The following is a 20,053-nucleotide window of genomic DNA, read 5'->3' as shown; positions in this document are numbered from 1 at the left end:
TCATGGCGAAGGCTAAGACCGAACGCCGGCTGAAGGACAACGAGGCCCAGGCCGTTGCCCGCACGCTCCGCGTCAGCCCGCAGAAGCTGAACCTGGTTGCCGCCATGATCCGCGGCAAGAAGGTTGACCGCGCGCTGGCAGAACTCGAGTTCTCCCGTAAGCGCATTTCGGACCAGGTGAAGAAGACTCTCGAGTCTGCAATCGCAAACGCCGAAAACAACCACGACCTCGACGTCGACAGCCTGATCGTGGCGGAAGCCTACGTCGGCAAGTCCATCACCATGAAGCGCTTCCACGCTCGTGGCCGTGGCCGTGCATCCCGCATCGAAAAGCCGTTCGCGCACCTGACGATCGTCGTGCGCGAAGTCGAGGAAAAAGGGGAGGCCGCATAATGGGTCAGAAAATTAATCCGATTGGCTTCCGCCTCGGCATCAACCGCACGTGGGACAGCCGCTGGTTCGCAGACAATGCCGAATACGGCCAGCTTCTCCACGAAGACCTGAAGATCCGCGCTTACCTGATGTCCGAGCTGAAGCAGGCCGGCATCGCCAAGGTGGTCATCGAGCGTCCGCACAAGAAGTGCCGCGTCACGATCCACTCGGCTCGCCCGGGTCTCATCATCGGCAAGAAGGGCGCCGACATCGAAAAGCTCCGCAAGAAGCTTTCCGACATGACGTCTGCCGAAACGCACCTCAACATTGTTGAAGTGCGCAAGCCGGAAGTCGACGCAACGCTCGTTGCTCAGTCGATCGCCCAGCAGCTGGAGCGCCGCGTGGCGTTCCGTCGCGCCATGAAGCGTGCCGTTCAGTCGGCCATGCGTCTCGGCGCGGAAGGCATCAAGATCACCTGCGCTGGTCGTCTTGGTGGTGCGGAAATCGCGCGTACCGAATGGTACCGTGAAGGCCGCGTTCCGCTTCACACGCTGCGTGCAGACATCGATTACGGGACGGCGGAAGCCGAAACCGCATTTGGTATCTGCGGCATCAAGGTCTGGATCTTCAAGGGCGAAATCCTTGAGCATGATCCGATGGCTTCCGAACGTCGCGCTCTCGAAGGCGATGCTCAGGGTCCGGCAAGCCGCGACCGTGACCGTCGTCGCGAAAACGCTTGATTTGCGCTGGCGAAAGATAAGCTCGGAGAAGTAAGAAAATGTTGCAGCCAAAGCGTACCAAGTACCGCAAGCAGTTCAAGGGCCGCATCAAGGGTGTGGCCAAGGGTGGCTTCGACCTGGCATTCGGTGAATTCGGCCTCAAGGCTCTGGAACCGAACCGCGTCAACGCTCGTGAGATCGAAGCAGCACGTCGTGCGATCACCCGTTACATGAAGCGCGCAGGTCGCGTTTGGATCCGCGTCTTCCCGGACGTTCCGGTCACGGCAAAGCCGACCGAAGTTCGTATGGGTAAGGGCAAGGGTTCGGTGGAATACTGGGCATGCAAGGTCAAGCCCGGTCGCATGATGTTCGAGATTGACGGTGTATCCGAAGACATCGCCCGCGAGGCGCTGCGTCTGGGTTCCGCCAAGCTCTCGGTCAAGACGCGCTTTGTACAGCGCATCGCAGAGTAAGGGGTCAGGCACATGAAAGCCGAAGAAGTACGCGGCCTGTCGGCCGATCAGCTCAAGGACAAGCTTGCGGAGCTCAAGAAGGAGCAGTTCAACCTGCGCTTCCAGAAGGCCACCGGTCAGCTTGAGAAGTCCTCGCGCATCACTGAGGTTCGCAAGGACATCGCTCGCGTGAAAACCATTGCCCGCCAGAAGGCGGCAGAAGCAAAGGCCTAAGGGAAGAACAATATGCCGAAGCGCATTCTGCAGGGCGTCGTGGTCAGCGACAAGAACGACAAGACGGTAGTGGTGCGGGTCGAGCGTCGATTCGCTCACCCGCTGCTCCAGAAGACTGTTCGTCGTTCGAAGAAGTACAAGGCCCACGACGAAAACAACCAGTATAAGACCGGCGATCTCGTCTCCATCCAGGAGTGCGCGCCGATTTCCAAGGATAAGTGCTGGACGGTCATCTCCGCCCAGGCTTAAAATGCCAGAGAACTGCGGTCGGCCCTTGCGTCTGCCGCAGAATTCTGTATGAAGCAGCGCATTGGCGCAGAACGCTCGCACGGCGGGCGTTCTTTTGCTTTGAGAGCGCAGGGAAGGTCCGGTCTCGGAAACCACCTTGGCAAGACCCCACCCGCGCACGAAAAAAAAGTATGTCCATGAGCCGGAAAAGGGGGCCTCGGCCCAACCGTTCCGGTCATTACGAGAAGGCGACCTGACATGATTCAGATGCAAACAAACCTCGACGTTGCCGATAATTCCGGCGCGCGTCGTGTCATGTGCATCAAGGTGCTGGGCGGCTCCAAGCGGAAGTATGCTTCCATCGGCGACATCATTGTCGTGTCGATCAAGGAAGCGATCCCGCGCGGCCGCGTCAAGAAGGGCGACGTGATGAAAGCCGTCGTTGTTCGCACCGCCAAGGACATCCGCCGTCCCGACGGCAGCGTCATCCGCTTCGATAACAACGCAGCGGTCCTCATCGATAACAAGAAAGAGCCGATCGGCACCCGTATCTTCGGACCGGTTCCGCGCGAACTTCGCGCCAAGAACCACATGAAGATCATCTCGCTGGCTCCGGAAGTACTGTAAGGGAGCGGGATAGCGATGCAAAAGATCCGCAAGGGCGACAACGTCGTCGTACTCACCGGCAAGGACAAGGGCCGCACCGGTGAAGTAGTTCAAGTGATGCCGAAGGAAGATCGCGCGGTTGTCCGTGGCGTGAACATGGTCAAGCGCCACCAGCGCCAGAGCCAGAACCAGGAAGCCGGCATCATCAACAAGGAAGCTCCGATCCATCTGTCCAACATCGCGATCGTCGCGAAGGACGGCAAGCCGACTCGCGTTGGTTTCTCCGTCGTTGATGGCAAGAAGGTCCGTGTAGCCAAGCGTACGGGAGATGTCATCGATGGCTGAGGCAAAGTACCAACCGCGTCTCAAGACGGAATATGTATCCCGCATTCGCGCAGCGATGCAGGAGCAGTTCTCCTACGCCAACGAGATGCAGATCCCGAAGATCGACAAGATCGTCATCAACATGGGCGTGGGTGAGGCAACTGCCGATTCCAAGAAGCCCACCGTTGCTGCCGGCGATCTCGCCGCCATTGCCGGCCAGAAGCCGGTCATCACCCGCGCTCGCAACTCCATCGCCGGCTTCAAGGTCCGCGAAGGCATGCCGATCGGCGCCAAGGTGACGCTGCGTGGCGCTCGCATGTATGAATTCCTGGACCGCCTGATCAACATCGCGCTTCCGCGCGTTCGCGACTTCCGCGGCCTGAATCCGAAGAGCTTTGACGGCCGTGGCAACTTCGCCATGGGCATCAAGGAACACATCGTGTTCCCGGAGATCAACTACGACAAGGTTGATCAGATGTGGGGCATGGACATCATCGTTTGCACGACGGCAACCGCTGACGACGAAGCTCGGGCTCTTCTGAAAGAGTTCAACTTCCCGTTCCGCACGTAACCGTAACGACGAGCGTAGAAAAGGAACTCGATATGGCGAAGACAAGCGCAGTCGAAAAGAACAAGCGCCGCCGCAAGACGGTTGCCAACCAGGCCGCCAAGCGCGCTGCCCTGAAGGCAATCATCATGAACCAGGACATGCCGATCGAAGATCGCTTCAAGGCTACCTTGAAGCTCGCTTCGCTGCCGCGTGACGGTTCCAAGACCCGTATCCGTAACCGTTGCGAAGTGACTGGCCGCCCGCGCGCCTTCTATCGCAAGCTCAAGATGTCCCGTATCGCGCTGCGCGAACTGGGCAACCTGGGCAAGGTTCCCGGTATCGTGAAGTCCAGCTGGTAAGGAGACGGTTCAATGACCATGACTGATCCTCTGGGCGATATGCTCACCCGCATCCGCAATGGTGCAGCCCGCCGCAAGTCGTCCGTTTCGACTCCGGCTTCGAAGCTTCGCGCACGCGTTCTCGACGTGCTGCAGGCTGAAGGCTACATCCGCGGTTATTCCCAGGTCGATTACGGCAACGGCAAGTCCGAGTTCGAAATCGAACTGAAGTACTACGAAGGCGCTTCGGTCATCCGTGAGATCGGCCGCGTGTCCAAGCCGGGCCGCCGAGTTTATGTCTCGGTGAAGTCCATTCCGCAGGTCGCGAACGGCCTCGGCATCACCATCCTTTCGACTCCGAAGGGTGTGATGGCCGATCATCAGGCGCGCGAACAGAACGTTGGTGGTGAGGTTCTCTGCTCGGTCTTCTAAGATCGAACAGAGCCCTCCGTAACGAACAGACAGGATTGAAACATGTCTCGTATCGGTAAAAAGCCCGTTCAGGTTCCGGCAGGTGTGACGGCCTCTGTCGAAGGACAGAAGGTGACTGCCAAGGGCCCGAAGGGCGAGCTGGTCTTCGTTGCTAACGACGAAGTGAAGCTTTCTTTCGACAACAACGCCGTTTCGGTGGTTCCGGCCAACGAAACCAAGGATGCTCGCGCAAAGTGGGGCATGTCCCGCACGATGATCGAGAACCTGTTCAAGGGCGTCAAGGACGGTTTTGAGCGCAAGCTCGAAATCAACGGCGTTGGTTATCGCGCCGCCATGCAGGGCAAGAACCTGCAGCTGTCGCTCGGCTTCAGCCACGATGTGGTCTATGAGCCGCCGCAGGGCATCTCCATTGCCGTTCCCAAGCCGACGGAAATCGTCGTGACCGGCATCAACAAGCAGCAGGTCGGTCAGGTTGCCGCGGAAATCCGCGAATACCGCGGTCCGGAGCCCTACAAGGGCAAGGGCGTCAAGTACGCCGAAGAACGGATCGTCCGCAAGGAAGGCAAGAAGAAGTAAGGGTGACGCGAAATGGCTAGCAGGAAAGAAGTACTGTCAAAGCGCGCGAGCCGTGTGCGCCGCCAGCTCAAGGCGGTTGCCAATGGCCGCCCGCGTCTGTCGGTTCATCGCTCGTCGAAGAACATCTACGCCCAGATCATCGATGACGTTGCCGGCCGTACGCTGGCAGCTGCCTCGACGCTGGACACCGGTCTGCGTTCGTCTCTGAAGACGGGCGCCGACGTTGCAGCCGCGACCGCGGTTGGCAAGCTCGTCGCCGAGCGCGCCACCGCAGCCGGCGTGAAGGAAGTCGTGTTCGATCGCGGCGCCTTCCTCTATCACGGCCGCGTCAAGGCTTTGGCCGACGCTGCCCGTGAAGGTGGTCTGAGCTTCTAAAATTGAATGCCGGGCCTTGCGGTCCGGCATTCAGGCGTTTAAACGCCTTCACCGGCCGGCATGCCCCATGGCGGGTCTGCCGGCTTTTCAAAGTCTGCCGTTCGCACCCGGAAAAGAAAAAGGAACAGGACAATGGCACAAGACAAGAGAGGCTCGCGCGAAGACCGCTCGAGCCGTGAAGAGCGCGACAGCGAGTTTGTTGACAAGCTGGTCGCCATCAACCGCGTTGCCAAGGTCGTCAAGGGCGGCCGTCGCTTCGGTTTTGCAGCCCTCGTCGTCGTTGGCGACCAGAAGGGCCGCGTTGGCTTCGGCCATGGCAAGGCACGCGAAGTGCCGGAAGCCATCCGCAAGGCGACCGAAGCTGCCAAGCGCGATCTGATTTTCGTACCGCTGCGCGACGGCCGTACGCTGCATCACGACGTCAATGGCCGCCACGGCGCCGGCAAGGTGCTGCTGCGTTCGGCCAAGGCCGGTACCGGTATCATCGCCGGTGGCCCGATGCGCGCCGTTTTCGAAACGCTCGGCGTTCATGACGTCGTTGCAAAGTCGACCGGTTCGTCGAACCCGTACAACATGGTTCGCGCAACGTTCGACGCCCTGAAGCACCAGGTGCATCCGAAGGACATCGCAGCACAGCGCGGCCTGAAATACGCCACGCTTCAGGCTCGCCGTGCCGCTTCCGGCAATGCATCGGAAGAATAAGGAGCTACACTGATGGCCAACGAAACCAAGAAGACGGTGACGGTCGAGCAGATCGGTAGCCCCATTCGCCGGCCTGCTGTTCAGCGTCATACGCTGATCGGTCTCGGCCTCAACAAGATGCACCGGGTTCGCACGCTGGAAGATACCCCTTCCGTTCGTGGCATGATCCGGTCTGTCCAGCATCTCGTTCGCGTCGTCGACGAGAAGTGAGCCGGGAGTTAAGATCATGAAACTGAACGAAATCAAGGACAACGAAGGCTCCACGAAGGACCGCATCCGCGTTGGTCGCGGTATCGGTTCGGGCAAGGGCAAGACCGGTGGTCGCGGCGTCAAGGGTCAGAAGGCCCGTTCCGGCGTTGCCATCAACGGCTTCGAAGGCGGTCAGATGCCCATCTACCGTCGCCTGCCGAAGCGTGGCTTCAACAACATCTTCAAGTCGGAATTCGCAACCGTATCGCTCGGCCGCATCCAGGCCGCGATCGACGCGAAGAAGCTCGACGCTTCGGCCACGATCGATGCAGCAGCCCTGAAGGCTGCCGGCGTGATCCGTCGCCCGAAGGATGGTGTTCGCGTTCTCGCTGACGGCGAACTGATGACCAAGGTCACGATCGATGTCGCCGGCGCCTCCAAGGCCGCCGTCGAAAAGATCGAAAAGGCCGGTGGATCGATCAAGGTCGCCGCAGTGGCAGCCGCCGAATAATCTGATATGGAATCGCCCGGAGTGCTTCACTTCGGGCGATTTTGCTCCCATATGTGAGCCTCACGAGCCTGGGCCGCATCGACGGTATCAACCGGGCTTTCGCGGGAAATGGGGTGAGGCACAAGGTTGCGTGGCAGCCGTTCCGTCTCCCGGTTTTCTGAAACTGAATTTGGACTGCTTTCCGGCTGGGCCGATCGTTTGCCGCCGGAATTGGTCAGGCGGAGAAATGCATGGCTTCTGCAGCTGAACAACTGGCCTCCAATCTCAATTTTTCGACGTTCTCGAAGGCCACCGACCTCAAGAAGCGCCTCTGGTTCACCCTGGCTGCTCTTCTGGTTTACCGCCTGGGTACGCATATCCCGCTTCCCGGTCTCAATCCGGAAGCCTATGCGCAGGCTTTCCGCGGCCAGGCGGGCGGCATCCTCGGCCTCTTCAACATGTTTGCCGGCGGCGCCGTCGAGCGCATGGCGATCTTCGCGCTCGGCATCATGCCGTATATCTCCGCGTCGATCATCGTGCAGCTGATGACCTCCGTCGTTCCCTCGCTCGAAGCCTTGAAAAAGGAAGGCGAGCAGGGCCGCAAGATCATCAACCAGTACACGCGCTACGGCACGGTTCTTCTCGGCACGCTGCAGGCCTATGGCATCGCCGTGGGTCTTGAGAGCGGGCAGGGGATTGTCGCCGATCCCGGAATCTTCTTCCGCGTTTCGACCGTCGTCACTCTGCTCGGCGGCACCATGTTCCTGATGTGGCTCGGTGAGCAGATCACCTCGCGCGGCATCGGCAACGGCATTTCGCTGATCATTTTCGCCGGCATCGCCGCCGGTCTGCCGAAGGCTCTGGCCGGAACGCTGGAACTCGGCCGCACCGGTGCTCTGTCGACGGCGCTGATTCTCATGGTCGTCATCATCGCCATCGGTGTCATCGCGCTCATCGTCTTCGTCGAACGCGCGCAGCGTCGTCTGCTGATCCAGTATCCGAAGCGTCAGGTCGGCAACCGGATGTTCCAGGGCGATACGTCGCACCTGCCGTTGAAGCTGAACACCTCGGGCGTCATTCCGGCGATCTTTGCATCTTCTCTGCTGCTTCTGCCGGCAACGCTGGCAGGCTTCAGTGGCAACACCAACCTGCCGGGCTGGGCAACGACTGTTCTCGGGTCGCTGCAGCACGGCCAGCCGCTGTTCATGCTGTTCTACGGCATGCTGATCGCGTTCTTTGCCTTCTTCTACACGGCCATCGTCTTCAACCCGAAGGACACGGCCGACAATTTGAAGAAGCATGGCGGTTTTATTCCGGGCATTCGCCCCGGTGAGCGGACCGCCGAATACATTGATTACGTGCTGACCCGAATCACGGTCGTTGGCGCGGTCTATCTCGTCTTCGTCTGCATTCTTCCGGAAACGCTCATTGCGCGCACCGGTATCCCATTAGCCCTTGGTGGTACTTCGCTTTTGATCGTTGTCAGTGTTACCCTCGATACGGTAGCACAGATACAGGGGCACCTCATTGCCCAGCAGTATGAGGGCCTGATCAAGAAGTCCAAGTTGCGTGGAGGAAAGAGGGGACGATGAGACTGATCTTTTTGGGGCCGCCAGGCGCGGGTAAGGGGACCCAGGCAAAGCGTCTGACGGAAAAGTATGGCATCCCGCAGCTTTCGACGGGCGACATGTTGCGCGCCGCCGTGAGTGCGGGCACGGAGATTGGCCAGCGTGCCAAGGCCGTGATGGATGCCGGCGGTCTTGTCTCTGACGATATCGTCAACCAGATCGTGGCAGAGCGGATCGAAGAGGCCGACTGTGCCAAGGGGTTCATCCTGGATGGTTACCCCCGCACCGTTCCTCAGGCGAAGGCGCTTTCGGAGGCAATGAAGGCGAAGAACCTGACGCTCAATGCCGTCATCGAGCTGAAGGTGGACGAGGAGGCGCTGGTGCGCCGAATCGAATCGCGTGTTGCCGAAACGATTGCGGCCGGCGGCACGGTCCGCTCGGACGACAATCCGGAAGCCTTCCGCAAGCGCCTGGCCGAGTACCGGGCGAAGACCGCACCGCTTTCGGCCTATTACGAAGAGCAGGGCGAACTGGTGGCACTCGACGGGATGGCCGATGTGGATGCCGTCACGACCGCCATTCTCGGTGTTCTGGAAAAATCCGCCGCCTGATCGGTGGACCGTTTTCCGGTTGTTAAAGAATCTTGGCGGGGCCGGTTGCAATTTTGAGCCGATTCCGCTAAACACCGCGCCAACTCGCGACATTTGACAGCGATCGGCGCGGATTTTCCCGTGAGGGAGATCCGACCCGGTCGTATTGACTTGTCTCGGATGCGATTTGAACTGGCGGCCTGAAGTGGCTGCTCTCATGGAAGAAGTACCACTTGCCGGATGGCAACTGGAACCAAGGAGAATAGGCGTGGCACGTATCGCTGGCGTCAACATCCCGACTGCGAAGCGCGTTGTTATCGCGCTGACCTACATTCACGGGATCGGCCCGAAGTTTGCACAGGAAATCGTCGAGAAGGTCGGTATTCCGGCTGATCGTCGCGTTCATCAGCTGACGGACGCGGAAGTCCTTCAGATCCGCGAAACCATCGACCGCGATTACCAGGTCGAAGGTGACCTGCGTCGCGAAACCGCGATGAACATCAAGCGTCTGATGGACCTCGGCTGCTACCGCGGCCTGCGTCATCGCCGCGGCCTGCCGGTTCGCGGTCAGCGCACGCACACCAACGCCCGCACCCGCAAGGGTCCGGCGAAGGCGATTGCCGGTAAGAAGAAGTAATTGAGAGGCAATGGGGTTTAGGCAGTAGGCAGTAGGGAGATCCCTAAAGCCTATTGCCTACTGCCTATTGGCTACAAGGTGGAGCCGCTGGTGTTACGGCGGTGACGATATCAACGAAAGGAAGACCATGGCCAAGGAAGCCACACGCGTCCGCCGTCGCGAACGCAAGAACATCTCGTCGGGCGTTGCCCACGTCAACTCGACGTTCAACAACACCATGATCACCATCACCGACGCACAGGGCAATGCGATTGCCTGGTCGTCTGCTGGTGCCAAGGGTTTCAAGGGCTCGCGTAAGTCGACCCCGTTCGCTGCCCAGATCGCTGCCGAAGACTGCGCCAAGAAGGCTCAGGAGCATGGCATGAAGTCTCTCGAAGTCGAAGTTTGCGGTCCGGGTTCCGGTCGCGAATCGGCTCTGCGCGCCCTCCAGGCTGCCGGCTTCATGATCACCTCCATCCGCGACGTCACGCCGATCCCGCACAACGGTTGCCGTCCGCGCAAGAAGCGCCGCGTCTGATGTGAAGATTCGGTGGCGATGGAGACCCCATGGCCCCGGTTCGAATTCCGGTTCTGCCGCCTTACTTCGTGTTTCGAGGTTTGGCGGCTTTGCCGTAACGCCAAGACAGGCTTCTCTGCTTGGCGCTTCTCATGCTCGGTTGCCACGATTGGATAGTGGCAGCGAATGGAAGGTTTGACACACATGATCCAGAAGAACTGGCAGGAACTGATCAAGCCGAACAAGGTGGAGTTCACCTCGTCCGGCCGCACGAAAGCCACGCTCGTCGCAGAACCGCTGGAACGCGGCTTCGGTCTGACGCTCGGCAACGCCCTTCGTCGCGTTCTCTTGTCGTCGCTGCGCGGCGCGGCTGTGACCGCCGTTCAGATCGACGGCGTCCTGCACGAATTCTCCTCCATCCCCGGCGTACGCGAGGATGTGACGGACATCGTGCTGAACATCAAGGAAATCGCCATCAAGATGGATGGCGACGATGCCAAGCGCATGGTCGTGCGCAAGCAGGGTCCGGGTGTCGTGACCGCTGGTGACATCCAGACGGTTGGCGACATCGAAATCCTGAACCCCGACCATGTCATCTGCACCCTCGACGATGGTGCGGAAATCCGCATGGAATTCACGGTCAACAACGGCAAGGGTTACGTCCCGGCCGAGCGTAACCGTGCAGAGGATGCCCCGATCGGTCTCATTCCGGTCGACAGCCTCTACTCCCCGGTCAAGAAGGTGTCCTACAAGGTGGAAAACACCCGTGAAGGCCAGGTTCTCGACTATGACAAGCTGACCATGACCATTGAAACCGATGGCTCGGTCACGGGTGAAGACGCCGTGGCGTTTGCTGCTCGTATCCTTCAGGACCAGCTGTCGGTCTTCGTCAACTTCGACGAGCCGCAGAAGGAAGCCGAAGAAGAGGCCGTTACCGAACTGGCCTTCAACCCGGCGCTCCTCAAGAAGGTGGACGAACTGGAACTCTCTGTCCGTTCGGCCAACTGCCTGAAGAACGACAACATTGTCTACATCGGCGACCTCATCCAGAAGACCGAGGCGGAAATGCTTCGCACGCCGAACTTCGGTCGCAAGTCGCTGAACGAGATCAAGGAAGTTCTCGCTTCCATGGGCCTGCATCTGGGCATGGAAGTTCCGGCCTGGCCGCCGGAGAACATCGAAGACCTCGCCAAGCGCTACGAAGACCAGTACTAACCATTTAAACTGCAGGCGCATGTCTGCAAGTAAAGGAGACACGAGATGCGTCACCAGAACTCCGGCCGCAAGCTCAACCGCACCGCCAGCCACCGCAAGGCAATGTTTGCCAACATGGCTGCTTCGCTCATCACCCATGAGCAGATCGTCACCACGCTCCCGAAGGCGAAGGAAATTCGCCCGATCGTCGAGAAGCTGGTCACCCTCGGCAAGCGCGGCGACCTGCACGCTCGTCGTCAGGCCATTTCGCAGATCAAGGACGTCGATGCCGTTCGCAAGCTGTTCGACGCGATTGCGACGCGTTACGCCAGCCGCAACGGCGGTTACCTGCGCATCATGAAGGCCGGCTTCCGCCAGGGCGACAATGCCCCGCTCGCCGTCATCGAATTCGTTGAGCGCGACGTGAACGCCAAGGGCGCAGCCGACAAGGCCCGCGTTGCCGCTGAAGCAGAAGCTGCCGAAGCCGCATAAGGCATTCCCGCAAGGGATTTGAGTTGAAGGCCGGGTGAGCGATCACCCGGCTTTTTTGCGTTGAGCGACGGCGGTTCGCACGTGTCGGAAAAGAATGTTCAGCTTTGCCGTGCGGCGAGCCCCTCGGCGGCACGGTCATGGCTGGCCTGCCCCTCGGGTGAGGCCACGTCGGCAAAATCCTCCATCTCGTAGAAAGGTCGGATCTCGATTTCGCTCGGTCCGGGCATGGGATTGGGGCAGCGTTTCACCCAGGCGACCGCCTCGTCCATGTCCTTCACCTCCCAGATCCAGAAGCCGGCGACCAGTTCGCCCGTTTCTGTGAACGGTCCGTCGATCACCCGCCGGTCGGCACCGTCGAAGGCAATCCGTTTGGCGAGCCTGGACGGCTTCAGACCGTCGCCGGACAGCATGATGCCCGCCTCTACCAGTTCCTCGTTGAACTTGCCCATCGCCTCGAACAGTTCTGGCTCCGGCATGATGCCGGCCTCGCTGTCCTCGGTTGCCTTCACCATGACCATGACCCGCATGTTGCTCTCCTCTCCTGTGCTGTTCCGGGCACGCCTGGCGCTCCCATGCCAACCGGGATCCAGGCCGCGCGTGCGACAAAAAAATCTGCAGCTTTCGCGATAGAAGGTAACTGAGCGGCGGGAGAAGGGAAGGTGGTGCGGGAGAATTATCGCAAGGCAGCCGCCCGCCGTCCGCGTTTCCAGTCCATGACGCGGGGCCGCACAAGCCGGTACCCCAGCAGAACCACGACAATGACGATATAGATGACCGGCTCCAGCGTGATCGACTTGATCGACAGGATATAGTGCAGAAGCCCGGCCAGCAGGATCGGATAGGCGAGCTTGTGCAACTGGTTCCAGCGCGATCCGAGCCTGCGGATCGACCAGCGGTTGGAGGTGACCGCCAAGGGAATCAGCATCAGCAGCCCGGCCATGCCCAGCATGATATAGGGACGCTTCAGGATGTCTCCGAGGATCGACGAGAGGATCAGGCCACGGTCGAGCGTCAGGTAGACGGTGAAATGCGCCAGCACGTAATAGAAGGCGAGGAGCCCGAGGGCCCGGCGATAGGCAATCAGGTTGACGCCGAAGAGGTCGCGCAGCGGTGTGACCGTCAGCCCGAGACAAAGAAAGCGCAGCGCCCAGAAACCCAGCCGGTGCTCGAATTCGCGCACCGGATCGGCCCCCAGCCCGCCATTGAGGCCGAGATAGAAGGCATAGAGGCCGGGAAGGAGGCCGATGACGTAAAGCGCCCAGACGGAGTGGGCCCGAAAGCGTGGCGGTATGGAGAAAGACGCCATGCTCAGTAGAACTTCTTCAGGTCCATGCCGGCATAGAGGCCGGCGACCTCATCCGCATAACCGTTGAAGGGCAGGGTATTCAACCGCGCGCCCCCGAACAGGCCGTTCGCCTCGCCGATGCGCCGTTCCGTCGCCTGGCTCCAGCGCGGGTGATCGACGGCCGGGTTGACGTTGGCATAGAAGCCGTATTCCTGCGATGCCATCTTGTTCCAGGTGGTCGGCGGCTCCTTGTCGGTCAGCGTGATCTTGACGATCGATTTGATGCCCTTGAAGCCGTATTTCCACGGCACCACGAGCCGAAGCGGTGCGCCGTTCTGGTTCGGCAGCGTTTCGCCGTAAAGGCCGGTGGCCAGGATCGTCAGCGGATGGCGCGCCTCGTCAAGCCTGAGCCCTTCGACATAGGGCCAATCGAGAGGTTGGAAGAAGCCGGATTGGCCCGGCATCTCCTTCGGCCGCACGACGGTTTCGAAAGCCACATATTTGGCGCTGCCCAGGGGCTCGACGCGATCAAGCAGGGCGGAGAGCGGGAAACCGATCCACGGGATGACCATGGACCAGGCTTCGACGCAGCGCATGCGATAGACGCGTTCCTCCATCGGGATTTCCTTCAGGATGGTCTCCATGTCGATGGTCTGCGGTTTGGCGACCATGCCGCCGATCTCGACTGTCCAGGGGGTCGGCTTGAAATCGCCGGAATAACGGGCCGGATCGGCCTTGCCCGTGCCGAACTCATAGAAGTTGTTGTAGGTCGTCACGTCCTGTTTGGAGGTCGGTTTGTCCTCCACCTTGTAGGTGCTGGGGCTGGCCTTCAGCGGAGCCGCAAGAGCGCCGCCGGCACCGGCAAGCGCAAGGCCTGCGGCGCCGGCGCCGAGGAAGTGGCGTCGAGAGAGATAGAGGCTTTGCGGGGTGATTTCGGATGCGGCGATGCGGGGCGGGCGATAAAGCGACATGGACGGGTCTCCTGCGCGCGAATGAAAAGGGTCTATTGTCTGTTACGCAGACCGGATGGAATTAGTTTCACTGTGCCACTGCAAAAACAAACCCACGTTCACGTGATCGGCCGAGCGCCCCCAGCGTACCGCTTTGGCGTCTCGTGATAGTGACACCTCCAAGCGTTTGCGCTAGGAAAACTTCAAAACAGGGGCGTTTTCTTGAACGTTTGTCCGCAAAACGCCCGACAATTCTGACCCGAGGATAACACCATGCCTGCTTACCGTTCCAGAACGACCACCCACGGCCGCAACATGGCCGGTGCACGCGGTCTCTGGCGTGCCACCGGCATGAAGGACAGCGACTTCGGCAAGCCGATCATTGCGGTCGTCAATTCCTTCACGCAGTTCGTGCCGGGCCATGTGCACCTGAAGGATCTCGGCCAGCTGGTGGCACGCGAAATCGAAGCCGCCGGCGGCGTCGCCAAGGAATTCAACACGATCGCCGTGGATGACGGCATCGCCATGGGCCATGACGGCATGCTCTATTCGCTGCCCTCGCGCGAAATCATCGCCGATTCCGTCGAATACATGGTCAACGCCCATTGCGCCGATGCGATGGTGTGCATCTCCAACTGCGACAAGATCACGCCCGGCATGCTGAATGCCGCCATGCGCCTCAACATTCCGGCAGTCTTCGTGTCCGGCGGCCCGATGGAAGCCGGCAAGGTGGTTCTGCACGGCAAGACGGTGGCGCTCGATCTCGTCGACGCCATGGTGGCGGCTGCCGACGACAAGGTGACAGACGAGGACGTCCAGGTGATCGAACGCTCGGCCTGTCCGACCTGCGGTTCCTGCTCCGGCATGTTCACCGCCAATTCGATGAACTGTCTGACGGAAGCCCTCGGGCTTTCTTTGCCCGGCAACGGCTCGACGCTTGCCACCCATTCCGACCGCAAGCGTCTTTTCGTCGAGGCCGGCCATCTGATCGTCGATCTTGCCCGCCGCTATTACGAGCAGGATGACGACGGCGTTCTGCCGCGCAACATCGCTACCAAACAGGCATTCGAAAATGCCATGGCGCTCGATATCGCCATGGGCGGTTCCACCAATACCGTGCTGCACATCCTGGCAGCGGCCTATGAAGGCGGTGTCGATTTCACCATGGACGACATCGACCGGCTGTCGCGCCGTGTGCCGTGCCTGTCGAAGGTGGCACCCGCCAAGCAGGACGTGCACATGGAAGACGTGCACCGCGCCGGCGGCATCATGCGCATCCTGGGCGAGCTGGAGCGCGGTGGCCTGCTCAACACAGACTGCAAGACCGTGCATGAGGCAACGCTCGGCGACGCGATCAACCGCTGGGACATCACCCGCACCAATTCCGAAAGTGTCCGCACCTTTTTCAAGGCAGCCCCCGGCGGCGTGCCGACGCAGGTCGCCTTCTCGCAGTCCTCGCGTTGGGATGATCTCGATACGGACAGCGAAAAGGGGGTTATTCGCTCGGTCGAAAAGCCCTTCTCCAAGGATGGCGGTCTGGCCGTGCTCTACGGCAACATCGCGCTCGATGGCTGCATCGTGAAGACGGCGGGCGTGGATGAATCGATCCTGAAGTTCACCGGCCCGGCCAAGGTCTATGAGAGCCAGGATGCCGCCGTGAAGGCGATTCTGAGCAATGAAGTGGTGGCCGGCGACGTCGTCGTCATCCGCTACGAAGGCCCGAAGGGTGGCCCAGGTATGCAGGAAATGCTCTATCCGACGAGCTACCTGAAGTCGAAGGGTCTGGGCAAGGCCTGCGCACTCATCACCGACGGCCGTTTCTCCGGCGGCACCTCGGGTCTCTCCATCGGCCATGCTTCGCCGGAGGCGGCGAATGGCGGCGCGATCGGACTGGTCGAGAACGGCGACCTGATCGAGATCGACATTCCGAACCGGACGATCAACCTGAAGATCACCGATTCCGAACTGGCAGCCCGTCGCGCCGAACAGGACAAGCTCGGCTGGAAGCCGGCGGCTCCCCGCAGGCGCAATGTCACGACCGCTCTGAAAGCCTATGCGGCCTTTGCCTCCAGCGCCGACAAGGGCGCCGTGCGCATCCTGCCGGAATAAGCCCATCCGCCTCGCGCCTCGTGGTTCGACACCACGAGGCCGACCGGCGCGCGGATCTTTGCCGATTGGATGCTTCGGTCAAGATGAGGTTGGTCGAGACGGTCGCTCGGGAAGGGGGGCGGACCGAGAGCGTTCTCGCAACAGGCCGTCCAGCACGTAGCGATTCCTTGCCGGACAGGGCATCGAGATCAGGCGATAGACCGGTCGCGTCCTTGATGGTGACCGCAACGACCTAAAGGTCGCTGCGACAGCACCTGCACCTTCTGCTGCGATTGTAAGTATAAGTTAGAAAATTCAGATGCTTCTGGTGCCGCCGGGCGTGGAACATCCGTTCAGCAAGCATTCAGTCGGGACCCATAGTATAGGGTATGCAGGCGGGTTGGAGGAAAGCTTGCCTGCGCCACATCTTCTCTTCGTCTCACATTTCATGTCGGGGTCTGTCCAATGAAGACGCTTGTTCTCGCACTCGGTCTTGCCGTGTGCGCTGCCATTCCTGCATCCGCCAGCGACTATGCCTTCCGTCTGCACAACCGTGCCGATGGTTACACCATCAACGGATTCTATACCTATCAGAACGGCCAGTGGAGCGATAACTGGCTGAGCGGTCGCATCCGTCCGGGCGAGGCGGTGGACATGGACTGGTTCAGCAATGAGGGCGACTGCGTTGTGCCCTTCCGTGTCAGCTGGGACAATTACGGCGCCGATGATTTCAAGATCGACTGGTGCAAGGGTGTCGACAACATCTACATGAAGGACAAGGGTTACAGCTGGGATTGATCCCGCGGCGAAATGCCTGTCCTTCCAGCGTGCCGCGAGGGGGAGCCGGCACGCCTCGGTCGAGCCCGCGCATCAAAGCGGCTTGATCAGACCCTTGTAGGCCTCCTGCAGCTGTTCCATGCGCACGGTATAGGCCTGCCTCAGGCAGTCGGCATCTGCGCCGCAGGCCTGGCGTTTCTTCAGCCAGGCAGACTGGTCGTCGCGCAGGATGTCGCGGTTGCCCATCGGCATCAGGCCGGTCAGAAGCTCGAAGGTCGTTGCCATTTTGACATCCAGGTCATTCAGGCTGCGATCCTCGCAGATCACCTTTTCATCGGCGGCGAGATCCGTGCCATCGCAGTCGAAACTCGCGGCCTGGGCCGTTGAGACCGGTGCAGAGAGGGGCGCCGCAGCCGCCACCAGAAGGCTGAGCGCGGTTGCCCGGACGGTGATGGAATTCATGCCTGTCGTCTCCGTTGTCGCGGATGATTACGCAGCAGCCGGGGTAAGGTTCCAGAGCGTGTATTGACGGCGCGCTGTCGCTTGGTTTTGGCCTCTGTCTCGCCTATCTCTTGCCTGAGGCCGGATGAACCTCTCCATATTCGGCCATCTTTCATTTCTAGCCTGCCGCGCTACAAGTCCAACGGATTGTCATTCAAGAGGAATCATATGCCGAGCCTGCACAAGAGCGTCACCGCCTGTCTGTTGTTTCTGACGATCGTGCTGCCGCTGCCGGCGCTCGCCCAGGACAAGGCCGTCCCGGCCAGCCGGACCGAGATGCAGCTTTCCTTTGCGCCGCTGGTCAAGCAGACCGCGGGTGCTGTCGTGAATGTCTATGCCGAGCGCGTGGTGCAGCGGACCAGTCCCTTTGCCGGCGATCCCTTCTTTGAGCAGTTCTTTGGCCAGCGCATGCCGAACCGCTCGGAAAAGCAGTCGTCGCTGGGCTCCGGCGTCATCGTCTCCCACAACGGGCTGGTGGTGACCAACAACCACGTGATCCAGGGCGCCGACGACATCAAGATTGCGCTCGCCGATGGCCGTGAATTTCCCTGCGAGGTGCTGCTGAAGGATGACAGCGTCGATCTGGCCGTCCTGAAGATCAAGGCGCAGGAGGATTTTCCGGTGCTGGCGATCGGCAATTCCGACGCCGTCGAGGTGGGGGATCTGGTGCTCGCCATCGGCAACCCCTTCGGTGTCGGCCAGACGGTGACGAGCGGCATCGTATCGGCGCTGGCCCGCACGCAGGTGACCGATGGCGATGTCGGTTTCTTCATCCAGACGGATGCCTCGATCAACCCTGGCAATTCCGGCGGTGCGCTGATGAACATGAAGGGCGAACTGATCGGCATCAACACGGCGATCTTTTCGCGCGGCGGCGGTTCGAACGGCATCGGCTTCGCCATCCCGGCCAATCTGGTCAAGGTGTTCCTGAAGGCAGCGGAACAGGGCAAGAAGAGCTTTGAGCGGCCCTATGTGGGCGCGACCTTCCAGGCGGTCACCTCGGATGTCGCTGAGGCGCTGGGTCTGAAGGCGGCGCGCGGTGCGCTCGTGGTGGCGGTCACGCGTGGCAGCCCGGCCGACAAGGCCGGCCTGAAGCCGGGTGAGGTGGTTCTGGCGGTCAACGCCATCCCGGTCGAACATCCGGACGCATTGTCCTACCGCCTGACGACGGTCGGACTTGGCGGAACGGCGGCGCTGACGGTGGCCGAAGGGCGCCAGGAGCGGCAACTGGAGCTGGCGCTGGGCGCCGCACCGGAGACCGTTCCGCGTGACGAACGGCTGATCGATGGCCGCAACCCGTTTGCCGGAACCAAGGTTGCCAACCTCTCGCCGCGCATCGCCACCGAACTGCATCTGCCCTCCGACAAGACGGGCGTCGTGATCACCGACGTGGTGCGCGGCTCGCCCGCCGCACGGCTTGGCTTCCAGCCGGGTGATATCATGGTGGCGATCAATGGTGCTCCCGTCCCCTCCAGCAAGGCGATGGAAGCGCTGGTGGCGGATAATCCAGGCTTCTGGCGGGTCGAGATCGAGCGGGGCGGTCAGCGCATCCGCCAGTTCTTCCGATGAGCGGCGATCTTTTCGGCTCGCGCATTCCAGAGGCGGTCGCGAACCGGCGGCCGCTCGCCGACCGGCTGCGCCCGACGACTTTGTCCGAGGTCACCGGCCAGCCGCACCTGACCGGCGAGGACGGCGTGCTGCGCCGGATGATCGCCTCCGGTTCGCTGGGCTCGATGATCTTCTGGGGCCCGCCCGGGACCGGCAAGACAACGGTCGCGCGGCTTCTCTCGGGCGAGGCGGGATTGGCCTTCGAGCAGATCTCGGCGATTTTTTCCGGCGTCGCGGACTTGAAGAAGGTGTTCGAGACCGCCCGCATGCGCCGCCACGACGGGCGCCAGACCCTGCTTTTCGTGGACGAGATCCACCGTTTCAACCGCGCCCAGCAGGACAGCTTTCTGCCGGTGATGGAGGATGGCACCGTCATCCTGGTCGGCGCCACGACGGAAAACCCGAGTTTTGAACTGAACGCCGCTCTTCTGTCACGCGCCCGCGTGCTGACCTTCCGCGCCCATGACGAGGAGAGCCTGGCGGAACTGCTGTCTCGTGCCGAGCAGGCGGAGGAACGGCCGCTGCCTTTGACCGACGAGGCGAGGGCCGCGCTGATCCGCATGGCCGATGGCGACGGACGCGCGGTGCTGACGCTGGCCGAAGAGGTGTGGCGTGCAGCGCGCGAGGGCGAGGTCTTCGATACCGAAGGCCTGACGCGCATCGTGCAGCGCCGGGCGCCGGTCTATGACAAGGCGCAGGACGGCCACTATAACCTGATTTCCGCCCTGCATAAATCGGTGCGCGGCTCCGATCCGGATGCCGCGCTCTATTATCTCTGCCGCATGTTCGATGCGGGCGAGGATCCGCTCTATCTCGGCCGGCGGCTGGTGCGCATGGCGGTGGAGGATATCGGGCTTGCCGATCCGCAGGCGCTCGTCATCTGCAATGCCGCGAAGGACGCCTATGATTATCTCGGCTCGCCGGAGGGGGAACTGGCGCTGGCACAGGCTTGCGTCTATCTCGCCACCGCGCCGAAATCGAATGGCGTCTATACCGCCTACAAGGCGGCGATGCGGGCAGCCAAGGAGCACGGATCTCTGCTGCCGCCGAAGCATATCCTGAACGCGCCGACCAAGCTGATGAAGGGCGAGGGTTATGGCGACGGGTATCTCTATGACCACGACCAGCCGGATGCGTTTTCCGGCCAGGATTACTTTCCCGAAAAGCTCGGCCGGCAGACCTTTTACGATCCGCCGGAACGGGGTTTCGAGCGGGACATCCGCAAGCGTCTGGACTGGTGGGCAAAACTGCGGCGCGAGCGCAGCGGCAGCTGAACCTGGC

29 protein-coding genes are annotated in these 20,053 nt (G+C 61.1%); 25 read left to right on the top strand and 4 right to left on the bottom strand.

Features of this window, described 5'->3' with window-relative positions; translation table 11 throughout:
• The first annotated feature begins 2 nt into the window (after nt 1–2).
• The 21 genes from rplV to rplQ all read left to right on the top strand — a co-directional run bounded on the left by rplV (nt 3) and on the right by rplQ (nt 11,563).
• Entirely contained in the window at nt 3–392 is a 390-nt protein-coding gene (rplV, locus tag G6N78_RS15875; RefSeq protein ID WP_165220158.1) for a 50S ribosomal protein L22, read from the top strand.
• Nucleotides 392–1,111, top strand: coding sequence for a 30S ribosomal protein S3 (gene rpsC, locus G6N78_RS15870; protein ID WP_165220146.1), 720 nt, complete (start codon nt 392–394; stop codon nt 1,109–1,111). The genes rplV and rpsC overlap by 1 nt, the downstream gene beginning before the upstream one ends.
• Before the next feature lie 38 nt (nt 1,112–1,149).
• Nucleotides 1,150–1,563 (top strand): 50S ribosomal protein L16, encoded by a 414-nt coding sequence (rplP, locus tag G6N78_RS15865; RefSeq protein WP_165220144.1) that lies wholly within the window; start codon nt 1,150–1,152, stop codon nt 1,561–1,563.
• Between the two features lie 12 nt (nt 1,564–1,575).
• The gene (rpmC, locus tag G6N78_RS15860) at nt 1,576–1,776 is read left to right on the top strand and encodes a 50S ribosomal protein L29 (protein WP_165220142.1); all 201 of its coding nucleotides are present in this window, start codon (nt 1,576–1,578) and stop codon (nt 1,774–1,776) included.
• Between the two features lie 12 nt (nt 1,777–1,788).
• The gene (gene rpsQ, locus G6N78_RS15855; protein ID WP_165220140.1) at nt 1,789–2,025 is read left to right on the top strand and encodes a 30S ribosomal protein S17; all 237 of its coding nucleotides are present in this window, start codon (nt 1,789–1,791) and stop codon (nt 2,023–2,025) included.
• Between the two features lie 237 nt (nt 2,026–2,262).
• Complete coding sequence (gene rplN, locus G6N78_RS15850) at nt 2,263–2,631, top strand: 50S ribosomal protein L14 (protein WP_007770138.1); 369 nt, start codon at nt 2,263–2,265, stop codon at nt 2,629–2,631.
• A 15-nt stretch (nt 2,632–2,646) separates the two neighbouring features.
• On the top strand, nt 2,647–2,955 hold the full coding sequence (gene rplX / locus G6N78_RS15845; RefSeq protein WP_165220138.1) for a 50S ribosomal protein L24: 309 nt from the start codon (nt 2,647–2,649) through the stop codon (nt 2,953–2,955).
• Entirely contained in the window at nt 2,948–3,505 is a 558-nt protein-coding gene (gene rplE, locus G6N78_RS15840) for a 50S ribosomal protein L5 (RefSeq protein ID WP_165220136.1), read from the top strand. The genes rplX and rplE overlap by 8 nt, the downstream gene beginning before the upstream one ends.
• Nucleotides 3,506–3,537: 32 nt before the next feature.
• A complete protein-coding gene (gene rpsN, locus G6N78_RS15835) occupies nt 3,538–3,843 on the top strand; it encodes a 30S ribosomal protein S14 (RefSeq protein ID WP_165220134.1) in 306 nt (101 codons plus the stop codon).
• A 12-nt stretch (nt 3,844–3,855) separates the two neighbouring features.
• On the top strand, nt 3,856–4,254 hold the full coding sequence (gene rpsH / locus G6N78_RS15830; RefSeq protein WP_165220125.1) for a 30S ribosomal protein S8: 399 nt from the start codon (nt 3,856–3,858) through the stop codon (nt 4,252–4,254).
• 42 nt (nt 4,255–4,296) lie between these two features.
• Nucleotides 4,297–4,830, top strand: coding sequence for a 50S ribosomal protein L6 (gene rplF / locus G6N78_RS15825; protein WP_165220123.1), 534 nt, complete (start codon nt 4,297–4,299; stop codon nt 4,828–4,830).
• Nucleotides 4,831–4,842: 12 nt separating this feature from the next.
• Nucleotides 4,843–5,205 (top strand): 50S ribosomal protein L18, encoded by a 363-nt coding sequence (gene rplR / locus G6N78_RS15820; protein ID WP_165220121.1) that lies wholly within the window; start codon nt 4,843–4,845, stop codon nt 5,203–5,205.
• A gap of 132 nt (nt 5,206–5,337) precedes the next feature.
• Nucleotides 5,338–5,907 carry a 30S ribosomal protein S5 gene (rpsE, locus tag G6N78_RS15815; RefSeq protein WP_165220119.1) on the top strand — a complete coding sequence of 190 codons (570 nt, stop codon included), beginning with the start codon at nt 5,338–5,340 and terminating at the stop codon, nt 5,905–5,907.
• Between the two features lie 12 nt (nt 5,908–5,919).
• Nucleotides 5,920–6,117 (top strand): 50S ribosomal protein L30, encoded by a 198-nt coding sequence (rpmD, locus tag G6N78_RS15810; RefSeq protein ID WP_165220117.1) that lies wholly within the window; start codon nt 5,920–5,922, stop codon nt 6,115–6,117.
• Between the two features lie 16 nt (nt 6,118–6,133).
• On the top strand, nt 6,134–6,607 hold the full coding sequence (gene rplO / locus G6N78_RS15805; protein WP_165220115.1) for a 50S ribosomal protein L15: 474 nt from the start codon (nt 6,134–6,136) through the stop codon (nt 6,605–6,607).
• A gap of 230 nt (nt 6,608–6,837) precedes the next feature.
• Complete coding sequence (gene secY / locus G6N78_RS15800) at nt 6,838–8,178, top strand: preprotein translocase subunit SecY (RefSeq protein ID WP_165220113.1); 1,341 nt, start codon at nt 6,838–6,840, stop codon at nt 8,176–8,178.
• Nucleotides 8,175–8,765, top strand: a complete 591-nt coding sequence (locus G6N78_RS15795) for an adenylate kinase (RefSeq protein ID WP_165220111.1) — start codon at nt 8,175–8,177, stop codon at nt 8,763–8,765. The genes secY and G6N78_RS15795 overlap by 4 nt, the downstream gene beginning before the upstream one ends.
• Nucleotides 8,766–9,012: 247 nt before the next feature.
• The gene (gene rpsM / locus G6N78_RS15790) at nt 9,013–9,381 is read left to right on the top strand and encodes a 30S ribosomal protein S13 (RefSeq protein ID WP_165220109.1); all 369 of its coding nucleotides are present in this window, start codon (nt 9,013–9,015) and stop codon (nt 9,379–9,381) included.
• 127 nt (nt 9,382–9,508) lie between these two features.
• Nucleotides 9,509–9,898, top strand: a complete 390-nt coding sequence (rpsK, locus tag G6N78_RS15785) for a 30S ribosomal protein S11 (protein ID WP_015915761.1) — start codon at nt 9,509–9,511, stop codon at nt 9,896–9,898.
• Nucleotides 9,899–10,081: 183 nt separating this feature from the next.
• The gene (locus tag G6N78_RS15780) at nt 10,082–11,092 is read left to right on the top strand and encodes a DNA-directed RNA polymerase subunit alpha (protein ID WP_165221889.1); all 1,011 of its coding nucleotides are present in this window, start codon (nt 10,082–10,084) and stop codon (nt 11,090–11,092) included.
• 45 nt (nt 11,093–11,137) lie between these two features.
• The gene (gene rplQ / locus G6N78_RS15775; protein WP_165220107.1) at nt 11,138–11,563 is read left to right on the top strand and encodes a 50S ribosomal protein L17; all 426 of its coding nucleotides are present in this window, start codon (nt 11,138–11,140) and stop codon (nt 11,561–11,563) included.
• Between the two features lie 98 nt (nt 11,564–11,661).
• Here rplQ and G6N78_RS15770 read toward each other — a convergent pair whose 3' ends face one another.
• From G6N78_RS15770 to msrP, 3 genes are all read right to left on the bottom strand, one after another.
• Nucleotides 11,662–12,090 carry a YciI family protein gene (locus G6N78_RS15770; protein WP_165220105.1) on the bottom strand — a complete coding sequence of 143 codons (429 nt, stop codon included), beginning with the start codon at nt 12,088–12,090 and terminating at the stop codon, nt 11,662–11,664.
• A 146-nt stretch (nt 12,091–12,236) separates the two neighbouring features.
• Complete coding sequence (msrQ, locus tag G6N78_RS15765) at nt 12,237–12,869, bottom strand: protein-methionine-sulfoxide reductase heme-binding subunit MsrQ (RefSeq protein WP_165220103.1); 633 nt, start codon at nt 12,867–12,869, stop codon at nt 12,237–12,239.
• Nucleotides 12,870–12,871: 2 nt separating this feature from the next.
• The gene (gene msrP, locus G6N78_RS15760; RefSeq protein ID WP_165220101.1) at nt 12,872–13,819 is read right to left on the bottom strand and encodes a protein-methionine-sulfoxide reductase catalytic subunit MsrP; all 948 of its coding nucleotides are present in this window, start codon (nt 13,817–13,819) and stop codon (nt 12,872–12,874) included.
• Between the two features lie 252 nt (nt 13,820–14,071).
• Here msrP and ilvD point away from each other — a divergent pair, with 252 nt between their 5' ends.
• Together ilvD and G6N78_RS15750 are read left to right on the top strand one after the other, a co-directional pair.
• Nucleotides 14,072–15,907, top strand: a complete 1,836-nt coding sequence (gene ilvD, locus G6N78_RS15755; RefSeq protein WP_165220099.1) for a dihydroxy-acid dehydratase — start codon at nt 14,072–14,074, stop codon at nt 15,905–15,907.
• A gap of 444 nt (nt 15,908–16,351) precedes the next feature.
• Nucleotides 16,352–16,684, top strand: coding sequence for a hypothetical protein (locus tag G6N78_RS15750; RefSeq protein WP_165220097.1), 333 nt, complete (start codon nt 16,352–16,354; stop codon nt 16,682–16,684).
• Nucleotides 16,685–16,756: 72 nt separating this feature from the next.
• Here the strand turns inward: G6N78_RS15750 and G6N78_RS15745 are convergent, their stop codons facing one another.
• Nucleotides 16,757–17,125, bottom strand: a complete 369-nt coding sequence (locus tag G6N78_RS15745) for a lysozyme inhibitor LprI family protein (RefSeq protein ID WP_234905819.1) — start codon at nt 17,123–17,125, stop codon at nt 16,757–16,759.
• 207 nt (nt 17,126–17,332) lie between these two features.
• Between G6N78_RS15745 and G6N78_RS15740 the strand changes: the two genes are divergently transcribed.
• Both G6N78_RS15740 and G6N78_RS15735 read left to right on the top strand, forming a co-directional pair.
• A complete protein-coding gene (locus G6N78_RS15740; protein ID WP_165220095.1) occupies nt 17,333–18,733 on the top strand; it encodes a DegQ family serine endoprotease in 1,401 nt (466 codons plus the stop codon).
• A complete protein-coding gene (locus G6N78_RS15735) occupies nt 18,730–20,046 on the top strand; it encodes a replication-associated recombination protein A (RefSeq protein WP_165220093.1) in 1,317 nt (438 codons plus the stop codon). The genes G6N78_RS15740 and G6N78_RS15735 overlap by 4 nt, the downstream gene beginning before the upstream one ends.
• The last annotated feature ends 7 nt before the right edge of the window (nt 20,047–20,053 follow it).

Origin of the sequence: Allorhizobium pseudoryzae (assembly GCF_011046245.1) — a bacterium.
In the GTDB taxonomy this organism is placed as follows: domain Bacteria; phylum Pseudomonadota; class Alphaproteobacteria; order Rhizobiales; family Rhizobiaceae; genus Neorhizobium; species Neorhizobium pseudoryzae.
The sequence above is the reverse complement of the archived record's forward strand: the minus strand, read 5'-3'. Positions and strand labels throughout refer to the sequence as shown.